Annotated in this window: 12 protein-coding genes and 1 pseudogene; 7 read left to right on the top strand and 6 right to left on the bottom strand. The window is 56.0% G+C overall.

The genetic code is table 11. The features are described 5' to 3' along the window. Nucleotides 1-144 precede the first annotated feature (144 nt). Nucleotides 145-1,107 carry a LysR family transcriptional regulator gene (locus ACIQYF_RS20930; RefSeq protein ID WP_402865628.1) on the top strand — a complete coding sequence of 321 codons (963 nt, stop codon included), beginning with the start codon at nt 145-147 and terminating at the stop codon, nt 1,105-1,107. On the opposite strand, the gene ACIQYF_RS20935 is transcribed toward ACIQYF_RS20930, so the two are convergent. The 3 genes and pseudogenes from ACIQYF_RS20935 to ACIQYF_RS20945 all read right to left on the bottom strand — a co-directional run. After that, nucleotides 1,049-1,261 carry a PA3496 family putative envelope integrity protein gene (locus ACIQYF_RS20935; protein WP_402865630.1) on the bottom strand — a complete coding sequence of 71 codons (213 nt, stop codon included), beginning with the start codon at nt 1,259-1,261 and terminating at the stop codon, nt 1,049-1,051. The genes ACIQYF_RS20930 and ACIQYF_RS20935 overlap by 59 nt on opposite strands. Nucleotides 1,262-1,450: 189 nt before the next feature. Next, nucleotides 1,451-2,317: a transcriptional regulator HexR gene (gene hexR, locus ACIQYF_RS20940; RefSeq protein WP_402865632.1), complete on the bottom strand. Its 867-nt coding sequence runs from the start codon at nt 2,315-2,317 to the stop codon at nt 1,451-1,453. A gap of 157 nt (nt 2,318-2,474) precedes the next feature. Beyond that, a pseudogene (locus ACIQYF_RS20945) lies at nt 2,475-4,154 on the bottom strand (putative bifunctional diguanylate cyclase/phosphodiesterase); the annotation flags it as partial. Between the two features lie 456 nt (nt 4,155-4,610). Between ACIQYF_RS20945 and uvrD the strand changes: the two are divergent. The 4 genes from uvrD to ACIQYF_RS20965 all read left to right on the top strand — a co-directional run bounded on the left by uvrD (nt 4,611) and on the right by ACIQYF_RS20965 (nt 8,963). Then, on the top strand, nt 4,611-6,794 hold the full coding sequence (gene uvrD, locus ACIQYF_RS20950) for a DNA helicase II (protein WP_402865634.1): 2,184 nt from the start codon (nt 4,611-4,613) through the stop codon (nt 6,792-6,794). Nucleotides 6,795-6,832: 38 nt separating this feature from the next. Beyond that, nucleotides 6,833-7,273: an EamA family transporter gene (locus ACIQYF_RS20955; protein ID WP_402865636.1), complete on the top strand. Its 441-nt coding sequence runs from the start codon at nt 6,833-6,835 to the stop codon at nt 7,271-7,273. A 278-nt stretch (nt 7,274-7,551) separates the two neighbouring features. Then, nucleotides 7,552-8,421 (top strand): Tim44 domain-containing protein, encoded by an 870-nt coding sequence (locus ACIQYF_RS20960; protein WP_402865638.1) that lies wholly within the window; start codon nt 7,552-7,554, stop codon nt 8,419-8,421. Between the two features lie 134 nt (nt 8,422-8,555). Continuing rightward, complete coding sequence (locus ACIQYF_RS20965) at nt 8,556-8,963, top strand: SMI1/KNR4 family protein (protein ID WP_402865640.1); 408 nt, start codon at nt 8,556-8,558, stop codon at nt 8,961-8,963. An 83-nt stretch (nt 8,964-9,046) separates the two neighbouring features. Here the strand turns inward: ACIQYF_RS20965 and ACIQYF_RS20970 are convergent, their stop codons facing one another. Then, nucleotides 9,047-10,807, bottom strand: coding sequence for a cation:proton antiporter (locus ACIQYF_RS20970; protein WP_402865642.1), 1,761 nt, complete (start codon nt 10,805-10,807; stop codon nt 9,047-9,049). Nucleotides 10,808-11,090: 283 nt separating this feature from the next. Here ACIQYF_RS20970 and ACIQYF_RS20975 point away from each other — a divergent pair, with 283 nt between their 5' ends. After that, nucleotides 11,091-11,576 (top strand): acyl-CoA thioesterase, encoded by a 486-nt coding sequence (locus ACIQYF_RS20975; protein WP_322236321.1) that lies wholly within the window; start codon nt 11,091-11,093, stop codon nt 11,574-11,576. 101 nt (nt 11,577-11,677) lie between these two features. Here ACIQYF_RS20975 and pdxY read toward each other — a convergent pair whose 3' ends face one another. Then, nucleotides 11,678-12,550: a pyridoxal kinase PdxY gene (pdxY, locus tag ACIQYF_RS20980; RefSeq protein WP_402865645.1), complete on the bottom strand. Its 873-nt coding sequence runs from the start codon at nt 12,548-12,550 to the stop codon at nt 11,678-11,680. A 113-nt stretch (nt 12,551-12,663) separates the two neighbouring features. Here pdxY and ACIQYF_RS20985 point away from each other — a divergent pair, with 113 nt between their 5' ends. Next, the gene (locus ACIQYF_RS20985) at nt 12,664-13,071 is read left to right on the top strand and encodes a DUF3301 domain-containing protein (RefSeq protein ID WP_402865647.1); all 408 of its coding nucleotides are present in this window, start codon (nt 12,664-12,666) and stop codon (nt 13,069-13,071) included. A gap of 244 nt (nt 13,072-13,315) precedes the next feature. On the opposite strand, the gene ACIQYF_RS20990 is transcribed toward ACIQYF_RS20985, so the two are convergent. After that, on the bottom strand, nt 13,316-14,290 hold the full coding sequence (locus tag ACIQYF_RS20990) for a CobW family GTP-binding protein (RefSeq protein WP_402865677.1): 975 nt from the start codon (nt 14,288-14,290) through the stop codon (nt 13,316-13,318). Nucleotides 14,291-14,322 lie beyond the last annotated feature (32 nt).

The raw sequence follows: 14,322 nt of genomic DNA on the forward strand, positions 1-14,322 counted from the left end.
GGTCAGCACGTGTCCAAATGTGTCTGAACCGTTGCGTTGTCACACTAGCCCTCTGCATGAATAAACAAAAATCAATATTTCTTGGGTCGTGCATAAGTAAAGACTTATAGTCATGCGACCTGTCTCTCTGAAGATTTTTATAAAATGCGTAAGTCATTGATGCGTATCACTTTTCGACAGCTTCAGGTGTTCAACGAGGTCTGTGATTTACGCTCTTACAGCCGTGCGGCAGAAGAAATGTCGCTGACGCAACCCGCCGTAAGCCTACAAATTCGGCAGTTGGAAGAGCTGATTGGCCAGCCTTTGTTCGAATATGTAGGCAAAAAGCTGTACATGACCGAGGCGGCTGAAGCGCTTAAGCTGGCCAGCCGAGACATTTTTGGGCGCCTCGAAAACCTCGATATGCAGCTGTCGGACATGCTGGGCTCGCTCCAGGGTCAGTTGAAATTGGCCATCGAATCGAGCGCTAAATATTTTGTTCCGCACCTGTTTGCCGCGTTCAAACGCCAGCACCCCGAAGTCAATTTGCAGCTCACGGTGGTCAATCGTGCGCAGGCCGTACGCAGGCTTTCAGACAACCGCGATGATCTGGTGATCATGTCGATGGTGCCGCAGGACATGGGCCTGGAGTTTCTGCCGTTTTTGAATAACCCCATCGTCGCCGTCGCTCCGAACGACCACCCGCTGTGCGAACGCGGACCGTTGCGCTTGCAGGACCTGGAGCCATATACCTTGCTGATGCGCGAGCAAGGTTCGGGGACGCGCCTGGCGTGTGAGGAGTACTTCAAAGAGAAGCGCGTGCACTTCAATCAAACGCTGGAAGTGTCGTCCAACGAATCTCAACGTGAATGTGCAGTGGCCGGGTTAGGCGTGGCGCTGTTAACGCGCCACGCCGTTAGCCTGGAGCTAGCGACCGGCCTGCTGCGCGAGCTACCGGTCGAAGAGTTGCCGCTGTATCGCAGTTGGTGCGTGGTGCAGGCCAAGGCTAAGCGCCTGTCACCGGTAGCGCATGCGTTTCTGGGATTTATCCGCAGTGAACGCCAACAGATCAGTACGCTGGTTGAGCGTTTCGACGGCCACTTGCCGACGCAGTCTGCCAATAATTGATGACGCCGAGGTCAGGGTAATCGGCGGTTTCCAGGCGCAGCTGGCGCTGGTCCGTAAGGTCTTCAATCGCACGACGAAAGGCCATGCGACGCTGGTCTTCTTGTTGACGGCGGGTCTTGACGGCGCTGTTGCGTTCTTCGTAAGGCTGAGCCATTTCGAGTCTCCCAAGGCGTGTACGGGAGTTTTACGATGGACTTTGTTTATGACGACTTGGGGAAAGGGGGATGACAGGAAAATGAAGGCTGACGAGGTGCCTTAACTGTAGAAACGAGCTTGTCTCGCGATCTTTTGATCTTTAAAAGATCGCGAGACAAGCTCGCTCCTGCAAGTGCTGTACGAATGCTTAGTCGTCGTGGTTTTTTAGCGACTTGGGTGACAGACGCAGACTGCGAAGGCTGCGTTTGACGCTCTTGAGGTGGTTAACCAGACTCGGACCACGCGCCATGGCAACGCCCATCGCCAGCACGTCGATCACCACCAGGTGAGCGATACGCGACGTCAACGGGGTGTAGATTTCAGTGTCTTCGTGCACGTCAATCGCCAGGTTCACGGTCGCTAGCTCAGCCAGTGGCGTTTGGCTCGGGCACAGGGTGATCAAGGTCGCGCCCGTCTCGCGGACCAGGTTGGCTGTGATCAGCAAGTCCTTGGAGCGCCCAGACTGCGAGATGCAAATCGCGACGTCAGTGGACTTTAAGGTCACGGCCGACATGGCTTGCATGTGCGGGTCGGAGTACGCCGCTGCGGTCAGCAACAGGCGGAAAAACTTGTGTTGGGCATCCGCAGCCACAGCGCCCGAGGCGCCAAACCCATAGAACTCAACCCGCTGCGCTTGCGACATCGCGGTCACGGCCTGCTGCAACGCTACCGGGTCGAGTTTTTCGCGCACGTCCATCAACGTGTGCAGCGTGGTGTCGAAGATTTTCAGGCTGTAGTCCGCAACCGAGTCGTCTTCATGGATCGCGAACTGACCAAAACTGGCCCCCGCCGCCAGGCTTTGCGCCAGCTTGAGTTTTAAGTCCTGAAACCCGGAACAGCCAATCGCCCGGCAAAAACGCACGATGGTCGGTTCGCTAATGCCGACACTGTGAGCAAGGTCTGCCATGGAACTGTGCATTACAGCCGCAGGATCAAGCAGCACGTGATCGGCGACCTTGAGTTCCGATTTACGTAACAAGTGGCGTGACTGGGCGATATGTTGCAGCAGGTTCAAAGGGCAGGACTCGGTCTGTAAGCGGCGGGCGCCGGGGATGTAGCAATCTTGTAGTTATACTACAAGAATTCGTTTTTTGCCCAACCAATACGTCGCCATATCCCCAACCTGACCCGCTAAATACAGCAATATCGGTACTTTGTAGCCTTCAAGGACACTACAAAAGTGTGACACCGGTGCGTAACAAGTCACCTAGCGCTGCGGCGTTGATCGGGGTACTGATCAAATACCCCTGCACTTCGTCGCACTGGTGCGCCTTGAGAAACGCCAGTTGCACCTCGTTTTCAACGCCTTCGGCCACCACTTTTAACTCCAGACTGTGGGCCATGGCGATGATTGCTTTGGTGATGGCATCGTCCTCGGCACAAGTCCCGACGCCACGAATAAACATTTGATCAATCTTCACGTAATCCACTGCAAACCGCTTGAGGTAGCTGAGCGATGAGTAGCCGGTGCCAAAGTCATCAATCGCCAGTTTCACACCCAGCTCATGCAGTTGCTGGAAGGTTGCAATCACGTATTCAACATTCTCAAGCAACTGACTTTCCGTCAGTTCAAGCTCCAGAGATTGCGGCGCCAGCCCGGTGTCTTCGAGTACCTGCCGCACAAGACTGACCAGGTTGCCCTGGCGCAATTGATGGCCCGACAGGTTCACCGACACCCGTATAGGCGCCAGCCCCGCACGCCTCCATTCACTGGCCTGGCAGCAGGCTTGGCGCAATACAAACTCGCCAATCGCACCGATCAACCCCGTTTCCTCGGCCAGCGCAATAAAGTCGCTCGGCGAGACGCTGCCCAACTGCGGATGATCCCAACGCACCAGCGCTTCGACGGCCTGTAGCCGTCCTGTTTGCAGGCACAACTTGGGCTGGTAGAAAACACTGAGCTGGCGATCGGTGATGGCTTTGCGCAGTTGGTTCTCCAACTGCAAACGCTCAAGGGTACTGTGTTGCAAGCTGTGACTGAAAAACTGAAACGTGCCGCCGCCGACGTGCTTGGCCTGATGCATGGCGTTGCTGGCCTGACTGACCAACAGCGCAATGTCACGGGCGCTGTCCGGCAACAAACTGATACCGATTGACGCGCTGACCACCAGTTCATGGCCATCCACCACCAGCGGCCGCTCCAGCTTGCCGAGCAGCCGCGTCGCCACCCGCGCCAGACTGCTCAGGCTGCCATAGGCATCGAACAACACGGCAAACTCATCGCCGGACAGTCGTGCAATCGTATCGGCCTCTGGCAAGGCCTTGGTCAGGCGCTCGGCAATTTTTTGCAGCACTTGATCGGCCAGCTCATGCCCCAGGCTGTCATTGAGCAATTTGAAGCGGTCGAGGTCGATGTGCAGCAGCGCGAGGTTGCGCGACGTGCCCTGACGGATGCGCTGATTCGCCTCTTCCAGACGCTCTTTGAACAACAATCGATTAGCCAGGCCAGTCAGCTCATCAAAATGCGTGAGATGACGTACCCGCGCCTCAGAACGTCGGCGCGCCGAAATATCGCTGATAAAAGCCACGATGTGGCTGACCTGCGCGGCAGCATCGCGCACCACTTTGAGTTGCAGCCATTGCGGGTAAAGCTCGCCGTTCTTGCGGGTCTCAACCAATTCGCCCTGCCAGCTGTCCTGCAGATCGAGTGAAGCCTGAATGATTGGAAAATGCCGATGTGCGTCACGGCTACAGGCCAGCTCATCAACGCGACGCCCGACCAGATCATCCACCTCATAACCACTTATCCGGCTAAACGCCTGATTAACCGCCAGCATTTTGTACGTGGGGTCGAGAATCACAATGCCTTCACTGGCCGCTTCAAACACGGTCGAGGCCAATCGGCGCTGCTCTACCTCGCGGGCGAGCTCCGCGTTCAACTGTTCGCTGCGGACATTGGCTTGCTGCAGGTCTTCAAACAACCCCTGGTGGAACTGGCGACGTAACAGGCGACGCTGATTAATCAGATTGATTTGCCAGGCAAAAGCACCCAGCAGCGCCAGAAAAAGCCCGAACCCTAAACCGGAATAAACTCCCAGCGAGGTAAAACTCTGATTCATCGGCAGCGTTCTTATTAAAGTGAATGAGCCAAAACGTCGCGCGAGCATACACAAGCCCTGCCCTCTACCAAACGGTGAAACGTCAAAAAACAGACTAAATAGAGCCAGTGAGCTAAGCCGGCTATTTAACATCCTATATGCGCTCATTTTTGACACTCGGCTCACAGCTGCGACGGACGGCCAGGCAGACCTGCACATAGAACAGGATTGGGGTTTGCCCGGTGGGACCCAGCACCCTAGAATGCGTCGATGCGCGAAGACCTCTCTCTCTTATTAAATACCCTCAACGATGCCCAACGTCAGGCCGTTTCGGCCAGTATCGGGCGTCAGTTGGTTCTGGCCGGCGCAGGTTCCGGCAAAACCCGTGTGCTGGTGCACCGTATCGCCTGGTTGATCCAGGTCGAGAACGCGTCCCCGCACTCCGTGCTGTCGGTGACGTTCACCAACAAAGCCGCTGCCGAGATGCGCCACCGCATCGAGCAGCTAATGGGTATCAACCCGGCGGGCATGTGGGTGGGCACGTTCCACGGGCTGGCTCATCGCCTGCTGCGGGCACATTGGCAAGAGGCTGGCTTGAGCCAGACCTTTCAGATCCTAGACAGCGATGACCAGCAACGCTTGGTCAAACGCGTGATGCGCGAGCTGGGGCTGGATGAACAGCGCTGGCCAGTGCGCCAGGCGCAATGGTTTATCAACGGCCAGAAAGACGAAGGCCTGCGCCCACAACACATTCAAGCCAGTGGCGATCTGTTCCTGGCCACCATGCGCAGCATTTATGAGGCCTACGAGGCCGCGTGCCAGCGCGCAGGCGTGATCGACTTCTCTGAGCTGCTGTTGCGCGCACTCGACCTGTGGCGCGACAACCCCGGCTTGCTGGAGCATTACCAGAAACGCTTCCGCCATATCTTGGTCGACGAATTTCAAGACACCAACGCCGTTCAATACGCCTGGCTACGCTTGCTGGCCAAAGGCGGCGACAGCTTGATGGTGGTGGGCGACGACGATCAGTCAATTTACGGCTGGCGCGGCGCCAAGATTGAAAACATTTACCAGTACTCGACCGACTTCCCGGACGCCGAAACCATTCGCCTGGAGCAAAACTATCGCTCCACGGCGGGCATCCTCAAAGCGGCCAACGCCCTGATTGCCAACAACAGCGGGCGCATGGGCAAAGAGTTGTGGACCGACGGTGGTGAAGGCGAAGCGATCAATTTGTACGCTGCCTTCAACGAGCACGACGAAGCGCGCTACGTGGTCGAAACCATCGAAAGCGCCTTGAAAACCGGTCTTGCCCACAGCGACATCGCCATTTTGTACCGCTCCAACGCCCAATCGCGGGTGCTTGAAGAAGCGTTGCTGCGCGAACGAATCCCGTACCGCATCTATGGTGGCCAGCGCTTCTTCGAACGCGCTGAAATCAAAAACGCCATGGCCTACATGCGCTTGCTGGAAGGCCGCGGCAACGATGCGGCACTGGAGCGGGTGATCAACGTTCCAGCGCGCGGCATTGGCGAAAAGACCGTCGAAGCCATTCGCGAGCACGCACGCCACAGCGATGTGTCGATGTGGGAGGCCATGCGCCAGCTGATCGCCAATAAAGCCCTGCCCGGCCGCGCCTCTGGCGCCATCGCAGGCTTTGTCGAACTGATCGAGAACCTCGCCGCCAAAGTCATGGACATGCCGCTGCACTTGATGACCCAAACCGTCATCGAGCAAAGCGGGCTGATTGCCTACCATGAAGCTGAAAAAGGCGAGAAAGGCCAGGCCCGGGTAGAAAACCTTGAGGAACTGGTGAGCGCTGCGCGCAACTTCGAAAACAATGAAGAAGACGAAGAACTGTCGCCGCTGGCGGCCTTCCTTGGTCACGCTTCACTGGAAGCGGGTGACACGCAGGCCGAGGAACACGAAGACGGTATCCAGTTGATGACGCTGCACAGCGCCAAAGGTCTGGAGTTCCCGTATGTGTTCCTGGTCGGGATGGAAGAAGGCTTGTTCCCGCACAAGATGAGCCTGGAAGAACCGGGGCGCCTTGAAGAAGAACGCCGTCTGGCCTACGTGGGCATCACCCGGGCGATGCACAACCTGGTCATGACCTATGCTGAGACACGACGCCTGTACGGTGCCGAAACCTACAACAAGGTTTCACGCTTCGTACGTGAAGTGCCAAAAGGTCTGATTCAAGAAGTTCGGTTATCCAACAGCGTCAGCCGTCCTTTCGGCGGAGGTCAAAAACAAAGCGCCAGCACTCTGTTTGGCGGTTCGGAGATCCCGGAAACCGAATTCAAACTGGGCCAGTTGGTCAAGCACGCAGTCTTTGGCGAAGGTGTCATCCTCAATTTCGAGGGCGCTGGCGCTCAGGCTCGCGTACAGGTGAACTTCTCCGAGGGCAGTAAGTGGCTGATGATGGGCTACGCCAAGCTTGAGGCCGTCTGACAGCAACCCGACAGCGATCCAACGATAAGGTAGGCAACATGGGCTCAGGTTTTTTTTCTTCCTGGACATTCTGGGCCCTGTTGTCAGCCACCTTTGCGGCGTTGACAGCCATTTTTGCCAAAGTGGGCATCGAGAACGTCAACTCCGACTTTGCGACCTTGTTGCGCACCATTGTGGTGCTGGTGAGTCTGGCGCTGATTCTCTATGCCACCGGGCAATACCAGTCCCTGAGTTCGATCTCGCCCCGCAGTTACTTGTTTTTGCTGCTGTCGGGGTTAGCCACCGGAGCTTCGTGGATCTGCTACTTCCGCGCCTTGAAAGTGGGGCCTGCGTCGCTGGTTGCTCCGGTGGACAAACTCAGCGTGGTACTGGTGGCTATCATTGGCGTATTGCTGCTGGGTGAAAAACTCGACCTGCGCCAATGGAGCGGAATTGGTTTGATCACAGCCGGCGTGGTGATGCTGGTACTCAAGCGTTAGGCATGCGTTTGTAGAAGCTGCCGAAGGCTGCGATAAGGGCCGAAGGCCCTTCGTTGCGGCTCAACCCGCGGGTGTGCCAAGCCCCCATCGCAGCCTGCGGCAGCGGTCACAAGAGGCCGTGTTTGCCCTACAAACTTGTATTTTCCATATAAGCCACAAAATACAGAGAAGAGTCTTACCACTGTTCAGGCAAAAGCCCGAAACATTTCACTGCTAGCCAGTCACACCTCACCTGTGCAACATGGCGCGCGTGTCATCCACAAATGGGAATTCCCTTTATGAAACGTTTTCTTAGCATCGCCATGGCGTTGTGCATCGGTTTGACGATGAGCCTCGACGCGAACGCCAAACGCTTCGGCGGCGGCAAAAGCTCCGGCGCAGCGCCGAGCCACCAGACTAGCCAAATGGCCCCTTCTGCGGGTGCTGGCGGTGCTGCTGCCACCGCAGGTGCTGCCGGTGCCGCAGGCGCGGCTGCCAAAGCCGGCGGTGCTTCGCGCTGGTTAGGCCCTCTGGCCGGTATCGCAGCCGGTGGTCTGCTGGCGTCCATGTTCATGGGCGGCGGCTTCCAGGGCATGCAGTTCTTCGACATCCTGATCATGGCGGTCATCGCCTTTGTGATCTTCCGCTTCATTGCTGCTCGCCGTCGCAAACAGCAAGAGGGCATGGCTGCGGCTGGCGCTCCTATGCAGCGTGAAGTGTTCGAGCAAAAGCCTGCCATGGGCGCGATCTTCGGCGGTTCGGCTGCACCTGCTGCTGCCCGTCCAGTGATCAACGCACCGGCCTGGTTCAACGAAGAACGTTTCGTTGAAGCGGCGCGCAACCACTTCCAGTCCCTGCAGCAACACTGGGACGCCAACGAAATGGATAAAATCGCCGAGTTCGTGACTCCGCAACTGCTGGAGTTCCTGAAGCGCGAACGTGCCGAATTGGGCGATGGCTTCCAGTCGACTTACATCGACGACCTGCGCGTACAGCTCGAAGGTGTGGATGATCGCGCCGACAAGACTATCGCGACCCTGACCTTCAGCGGCGTGTCGAAAACCTCGCGTTTCGACCAGGGCGAAGTGTTCAGCGAAAGCTGGAACATGGAACGTCCACAAGGCGAAAATCAGCCTTGGCTGGTTGCCGGTATCCGCCAAAACGGCTGATTCCTCAGGCATCACACGTTGTAACCAAAGCCCCGGACTTGTCCGGGGCTTTGCATTTCACGATTGCACTTATAACGAGCTACTGTATAAAGCCCGTCATATAAACCGCGCCATAGAGCATGAGGATTGAGGTCGTGGAAGAAATCATCGAACAATTGCGTGAAGCCAATGAACCTGTGCCTGTTCCCCTGGAACTGCCTGACGAAGACCAACTGGTAGAAATCGAAGAACAATTGTTCATCGACATTCCTTTTGTCTTCAGAGAGTTTTTGCTGACCGTCAGCGACGTCGTGTACGGCAGCCTGGAACCCGTCACTGTGACCGACCCGCAGTCGCACACTTACCTGCCCGATGTAGCCGCAAACGCCTGGGACGCTGGCGTTGATCGCAGCATGATCCCGATCTGTCAGGACGGCGACAACTACTACTGCGTCGAAGAAGACGGCACCGTGGTGCTGTGGTCGGGCGAAGAAGAGCTAGTGACCGAAGAGACCTGGGAATCGGTCTGGCACTGGGCACGGGACGTCTGGCTGGAAAGCTGATGCACGCCCTGTAGGAGCGAGCCGGCTCGCGATCTTTAGAGATTTAAACGATCGCAAGCACGCTCGCCCCTACAAGGAAAACGTCAGTGCCCGCCTTCCTTATGGTTATCCAGCGTCTCCAGCAACGCGACCTGCATGCGCGTATGGATACGGATAAACCAGCGCCACAATAGCGCCGCAACCCCCGCCGCCACTACCGCAATCACGATGAGCAACTCGTTAGTGGGCAGAATGCTCGCCGACAACGCCGACAGCAGCAGAAAAATCACCAGCAACGACAAAATCGGGATCACTTCAGAGATCACCCTGCGCACACGCTGCGTGTGCCGCCCAGCCACTTCAGGCTTGACGCCCATCTCCGCCAGCAGCATCGATAGCGCCTTAAGCTTGCGATAGGCCGCGATTAAAAACGGCAGCGACAGCAGCAAGGCAAAACCCCAGATCAGTGCTTTCTGCCCGCTCGGCTCCAGAATCCAGCCCTGCAAATACTGACCGATGCGGGGGGCGAAATAACCGCCCGCAAAGAAAATAGCGATGACCAGCGCCAGGTTAACGCCCACCTGCAGCAATATTTTTCGGATCATGGCCGCGAGTAAAGCGCCCTCTCCCTGCGGCTGAATACTGCGCAACCATTCGCCATACAATCCAAAAACCCGCGAAACCCGGCTGGGTACGACCTTCGCCAGCTTCAACGAGAGCGGGTCAGCGGCCCGAATCAGGTAAGGCGTCATCAATGTGGTCAGAACCGATACCGCGACTGCTACGGGGTACAGGAAGCTGCTGGTGACCTGCAAGGTCATTCCAAGCGCCGCAATGATGAATGAAAACTCCCCGATCTGAGAAAGCCCCATCCCTACCCGCAGTGAGGTACGTCCGTCATTGCCTGCGATAAAGGCTCCGAGCCCGCAGGAAAGCATCTTTCCCAACACCACAGCGACGGTGATCACCACGATTGGCAGCGCATACTCCATCAAAATGGCAGGGTCGAGCATCAGCCCGATGGCGACAAAAAAGATCGCGCTGAACAGATCACGCACCGGCTCGATCAGGCGTTCGATTTTCAGCAACTGACGCGATTCGGCCATGATTGCACCGATCAAAAATGCGCCCAATACCATGCTGTATTCCAGCTTGACCACCAGCAGGCAGAAGCCGAAACACAGACCCAATACGGTGATCAGCAACATTTCATTACTTTCAAACCTGGCCACATACGCCAGCACCCGCGGCACCAGCAAGATGCCAATGACCAGCGCCACAATCATGAACAGCGACAGTTTACCGACCGTCGAAAAGACTTCTTCGGGACTTACACTGCCACTGACGGCAATGCTCGACAGCAAGGCAATAATCCCGATACCCAAGATGTCTTCGACGATCAACACGCCAAAAATAAGCTGCGCAAAACGCTCATTTTTCATCTTCAAGTCATTAAGTGCCTTGACGATGATGGTGGTCGAGGAAATCGCCAGAATGGCGCCCAGAAACAGCGAGTCCATGGTGTTCCAGTCAAACCAGCGGCCAATTTCATAGCCGATCCAGATCATCAGCGTAATTTCCATAAACGCTGCGATAAACGCCGTGGCCCCGACCTTGAACAACTTACGCAGGCTGAATTCAAGGCCCAGGCAGAACATCAAAAAAATCACCCCCAACTCGGCCAGGGTTTTGATCGTTTCTTCATCGTGGATCAAGCCAAAAGGCGGGGTGTGCGGGCCGATAATAAAACCCGCCACGATGTAACCCAGCACCACCGGCTGCTTGAACCGGTGGAACAGAATAGTCACCACGCCTGCGACCAGCATGATGACTGCCAAATCCTGAATAAAGCTGATGGCATGCATGGCGTGACGCTCCTTTTTGATTTTTATCCAGCAAGAGAACGACAGACACAGCCTAGCCGTGCATATCGTTTGTTTTAAATGTAGGAATTGTCCGATTAAAGGACTTTTGCAGGTTAACACCGCGACTTCCGACAGAAAGGCGGTGCAATATATGGAAACAGATACGTAAGTGAGTGACGGCAGCCAAAACGGCAACGTCCCGTTATTAACTGTTTCAAAAAATCGCAAAGTATCCGCAGAGATACCCATTTCACTGCTGCAACACAACCGCGAGCCTGCTGCTATGGAACCCGGAAACTCCCAATTGTCGATGACGGTCTTGATGACCCCGGACATGGCCAACTTTTCTGGCAATGTTCACGGCGGAACCCTGCTCAAGTACCTCGACGAAGTGGCCTACGCCTGCGCCAGCCGTTACGCAGGACGTTATGTGGTCACCTTGTCGGTGGATCAGGTTATTTTCCGTGAGCCGATTCATGTCGGCGAACTGGTGACCTTCCTGGCATCGGTCAACTACACCGGCAATACCTCGATGGAAGTCGGAATCAAAGTCGTCACCGAAAATATCCGTGAACGCTCAGTGCGCCATACCAACAGCTGCTTCTTCACCATGGTGGCGGTGGATGACGACCGTAAACCGGCTTCTGTGCCACCTTTGCAGCCGCTGAACAGCGAAGACAAGCGCCGCTTTATCCAGGGCAAGCAACGTCGCCAGATCCGCCAGGAACTGGAAAAACGCTACCGTGAGTTGAAAGACGAAACACTGTAAACCCTGACCCTGTGGGGGCTGGCGAAGGCTGCGATCTTTTAAACGTTCAAAAGATCGCAGCCTTCGCCAGTTCCCACAGTGGGTGTGAAGTTTTGAACGGCTTACAAACTGATCGGCGTCGCTTCAAACCGCACACGCGGATGAGCAATGCGGTCTTGGGCACGCACCAGTTGCAACTCGTAGCTGGTGCAGGCCTGGGTTTCGAGCAACACCTCATGCACGGCCGCCGCCGTGAACTCAAAGGCCGCCACCAGGCTGTCCCCCAGCAACACGCGCGCCAGGAACAACCCCGAGGTCAAATCGCCCACGCCCACCGGCTGACGCGGGAAGGCCAACAGTGGGCGACGCAGGTGCCAACTGCCCTGAGCAGTCACCAGCAGCATCTCAAAGCTTTCTGCGGGCTTGCCGGGATAAGACAAGTGCTTGACCAGCACCGCTTTCGGCCCGCGAGCCAAAAGGCTGCGCGCCATTGCCAGGCAGTCAAAGAGCGATTGCGGCTGGCGACCACAGAAGCTGTCCAGCTCTAACTGGTTGGGGCACAAGAAATCTGCAACGGCAGCCGCTTCGTCGAGCAGAAAATCACTGACTTCCTGGGGCACGATGCAGCCTTTCTCCGGATGTCCCATTACCGGGTCGCACAGGTACAAGGCATTGGGGTTTGCCGCCTTGATACGCGCCACGCCGCTAAGAATCGCGCGACCTTGTGCGGCGCTGCCCAAATAGCCGGACAACACGGCATCACAGTTACCCAGTTCGCCAATGGCGGCAATGCCTTCGACCAGCGCAGGAATGTGCTCTGGGGCCAACACTTCGCCCGCCCACTGACCATACTGAGTATGGTTTGAGAACTGCACGGTGTTCAAAGGCCAGACATTGACGCCCACACGCTGCATAGGAAAAACAGCTGCGCTGTTGCCGGCATGGCCGAAAACCACGTGGGATTGGATGGCGAGGAGATGAGGTGTACGTTTCATGCCGGATTCCAGACTGCTGATGGATTCGAGCCGCGCAGTATGCGACTAAACACAACCTGTACGACAGACTGAAGACGCAGTTAAGCTGAACCTAATCTGTTGGAGCGCACTGAATGCTGACCCTTGGAAATATGTTTGTGTTGATGCTGCTGGCAACGGGCGCTGCCTGGCTGTGGCACAACCACGGCCTGCGAGAACGGGCGTTGGAGCGGGTCAAACAGCACTGCAAAAAACTGGACATCGAGCTGTTGGATGAAAACGTGGCGCTCAAGAAAATCGGTTTTATTGCCGATGCCAACGGCCAGAAACGCTTGGCCCGTGTGTATAACTTCGAGTTCACGGTAACCGGCGATCAACGCCATACCGGGACCATCACTCAGTTCGGCGCTCACAGCGCCAAAATCGACCTGCCACCCTACCCGGTCAAGACCGAGGACGAACCTGAGCCAAGCGTCGTTCCCAGCGCTCAGGTGATTCAACTCAGCCAATGGCGCCAAGAGCACAGCAAGACACGCCACTGACTTGCCTCACAACACCTGTAGGAGCGAGCTTGCTCGCGATCTTTTGAACATCAAAAGATCGCAGCCTTCGGCAGCGCCCACAGTCGGGTAATCAGCTCGCCTGTGGATAACTTCTCTAAAACCCTTGATTTAGACGCTTCAGGCCGTTTTCTTTGGCAGAAGCACTGCGGCACACAATTTAAATTGTAAGACAATTTTACCAGCACAGATTCGCCGTAAATACTGGGTTTCTCGCCCGCACAGCTCACCCTTCTTCCTTGATCAAGCAGTTTTCCAGACCGCAACGGAGCAATTCTAGGTCTTGCAGACCCTCAAATATCAATTCGATACGTGAATCCTGACGCCACTCGCTGGATTTCCACAGCTCAAGAGAGTTATCCACAGAATTACTTGAGAACCAGCCCTCTGGAGTCCGGATAACCAACTTGGCGCGGCGCCAATTCAGGCTCTTTAGCCAATGCTGCAGCCCGTTCACATCAAATTGCCGAGAGGCATGCCAGCGCCAACCAACACTCCAGCCCTCAGGTTGCAGCTGGGTCAGTTGAATCGGAGTATTGGGGTCGGAAAAAACACTGCCAATATGATTTAAATCCTTATAAATCAATGAGTTATCCACAGGATGAATATCTTTCATATTGGCTGCAGGCAGCGAATTTAAAGGGATTCGGCCCTGCTCGACCCATAAAACAGGGCACTTTGGCAGGCTGTATGCAATCTGCTCACGTTGCTCATTTTGCACACTATTAGATTTATTCATAACCACTAAACCGGCACTTTCCAAGGCCGTTTGCTGCGTTTCAGGCAGTGTTTTTCCATGGGCCATGGCCTGTGCATCGAGCACCATGACGCATGGCTGCAAGGCCAAAACACCCCGCCAGGGAGCTTCGCTTAGCTGTTTTAAGATTTGTGCGGGATGCCCTAAACCCGAAGGTTCGATAAACAACCGATCGGGTCGGGCCTTGCGCAAAAGACGGCTCAAACCAATTTGAAAAGGTGCTCCGTTGACGCAACACACGCATCCACCCGCGACTTCAGCAATGGCGATCGCACCGTCTCCTGCGCTCATTAGTGCTGCATCCAGCCCGACTTGACCGAACTCATTGACCAGGACCGCCCAACGTTCGTGCTCAGGCTTTTGCGTCATCAGGTGCTGAATCACACTGGTTTTGCCGGCGCCTAGCGGCCCGGCAATTACGTGGGTAGGAATGTTCTGCAACATCATCGCCAGCTTCTGTTTTGATCGAAAGAAGC

The sequence above is a fragment of the Pseudomonas sp. NPDC096917 genome, from assembly GCF_044762555.1.
In the GTDB taxonomy this organism is placed as follows: domain Bacteria; phylum Pseudomonadota; class Gammaproteobacteria; order Pseudomonadales; family Pseudomonadaceae; genus Aquipseudomonas.

What these genes read in the sequence shown, in the direction of transcription:
- uvrD (WP_402865634.1), top strand. Translation starts at nt 4,611, where the DNA reads ATGCGCGAAGACCTCTCTCTCTTATTAAATACCCTCAACGATGCCCAA.
- ACIQYF_RS20970 (WP_402865642.1), bottom strand. Translation starts at nt 10,807, where the DNA reads ATGCATGCCATCAGCTTTATTCAGGATTTGGCAGTCATCATGCTGGTC.
- ACIQYF_RS20960 (WP_402865638.1), top strand. Translation starts at nt 7,552, where the DNA reads ATGAAACGTTTTCTTAGCATCGCCATGGCGTTGTGCATCGGTTTGACG.
- ACIQYF_RS20990 (WP_402865677.1), bottom strand. Translation starts at nt 14,290, where the DNA reads ATGTTGCAGAACATTCCTACCCACGTAATTGCCGGGCCGCTAGGCGCC.
- ACIQYF_RS20985 (WP_402865647.1), top strand. Translation starts at nt 12,664, where the DNA reads ATGCTGACCCTTGGAAATATGTTTGTGTTGATGCTGCTGGCAACGGGC.
- pdxY (WP_402865645.1), bottom strand. Translation starts at nt 12,550, where the DNA reads ATGAAACGTACACCTCATCTCCTCGCCATCCAATCCCACGTGGTTTTC.
- ACIQYF_RS20975 (WP_322236321.1), top strand. Translation starts at nt 11,091, where the DNA reads ATGGAACCCGGAAACTCCCAATTGTCGATGACGGTCTTGATGACCCCG.
- ACIQYF_RS20930 (WP_402865628.1), top strand. Translation starts at nt 145, where the DNA reads ATGCGTAAGTCATTGATGCGTATCACTTTTCGACAGCTTCAGGTGTTC.
- ACIQYF_RS20935 (WP_402865630.1), bottom strand. Translation starts at nt 1,261, where the DNA reads ATGGCTCAGCCTTACGAAGAACGCAACAGCGCCGTCAAGACCCGCCGT.
- ACIQYF_RS20955 (WP_402865636.1), top strand. Translation starts at nt 6,833, where the DNA reads ATGGGCTCAGGTTTTTTTTCTTCCTGGACATTCTGGGCCCTGTTGTCA.